1 protein-coding gene is annotated in these 1247 nt (G+C 68.6%); it reads right to left on the bottom strand.

What is annotated here, in order from left to right; genetic code table 11:
* Positions 1 to 23: 23 nt before the first annotated feature.
* The coding region (locus tag Q7A36_RS39950; RefSeq protein WP_305109350.1) for an ISKra4 family transposase at positions 24 to 1247 on the bottom strand (1224 nt) is incomplete at its 5' end.

The raw sequence follows: 1247 nt of genomic DNA, 5'->3' as shown, positions 1-1247 counted from the left end.
GGGAGTGGCAAAAACTTGGGGCGCTACGCCGCGAGTTGGACCGCCTGCTGACCGAAGCGACCGTCCAGGACCGCGGCTCGGACCTGGAGCACACGGTGGGCGCCCCGCGGTGACCAGCGCATCTGCCGACGCTTGTTCATGCGCGCGTTGACCAGGTGGTTGACCGTGCCCTCTGCCCGAGAGCTCGAGATCGGCTTGCCGGCCCGGTAGCGCTGGCCGTAATCGATCAACGCGTCCTCGTTGTTTTCGAGGTAGCCGCGCAGCTCTGTGCAATGCTTGACAAGACGCTCGCCCTTCGCCGCCACCGTGGCGCCGTCGGGCAGGGCAGCCTTCTCCAAGCAGCTCACGATCCGATCCAGAGCCCGACATGCCTCTCCGTGCTTGCCGTTCCAGAGCAGGTGCTGCAGTCGCTCAACTTCGGTCTGCGCACGCTCCAGTGGTGCGCGGTCTGCCGGCTCCAGCGCAGTGAGGCCAACGAAGGTCTGCTCGATATGGCGCACGCGCGTCGAGAGGTGGAACCAGTCGAGAATGGGCTCGACCGGCGCCTTCGCCGCCGCGCGGACCAATGCAGGCAGGCTCGGGTCACCGTCGCTGATTGCGGTCACCAGGCTGCCCTCCCGCCAGTCCTGCTCGAGCAACGCCGCGCGCAGAAGGGCATGGGGCTGCTCGGCCACACTCCGCACCAGGGCAAAGCGGCGGCTGCCATGGCCCTCTCGCTCGACCTTGCCGCAGATCACCTCGAAGTTCCGAACCTGCTGACCCGGCACGGCGCGTACGTAAGCACCGTCGAGCATGACAATTGGCCGTCTCGCGTCCACTACAGCCGTGTTGTTGACCACTACCGCCGCCGCGGCCCGCCGATCGGCCGCCTCCAGCTGCAGAGCAGCAGCATGGGTGCGGGTGCGCACGCTCTCATGGTTCGCCGGCGAGGCCGGCAGCAAGGTCTCAAGGATCCGGGCGGCCTCCCGGAACGAGGTGCGAGCCCCAAGTTCCGCCTGTACCCGCGCCAGCTCCGGCGTGCCGCGGGCGGTCAAGAGGCCGCAGACCGGCGAGGACACCGTTGCTGCCAAAGATGCCAGCGGACTGCAGCAGCAGATCCGGAACCGTGGCGCCTCCACCTCGACCGTGCCGAACAGGGTCTGCACTCGACGCGTGCGCCGGTCCTTGAGCGGCTGCGACACCCGGCAGTGCGGGCAGACGCGGTGGTGGGCCGCGTATTCCGCCGCTTGGCTCGGCACCAGGATCCC

This window comes from Paracraurococcus lichenis (assembly GCF_030657435.1).
Classification (GTDB): domain Bacteria; phylum Pseudomonadota; class Alphaproteobacteria; order Acetobacterales; family Acetobacteraceae; genus Paracraurococcus; species Paracraurococcus lichenis.
The sequence above is the reverse complement of the archived record's forward strand: the minus strand, read 5'-3'. Positions and strand labels throughout refer to the sequence as shown.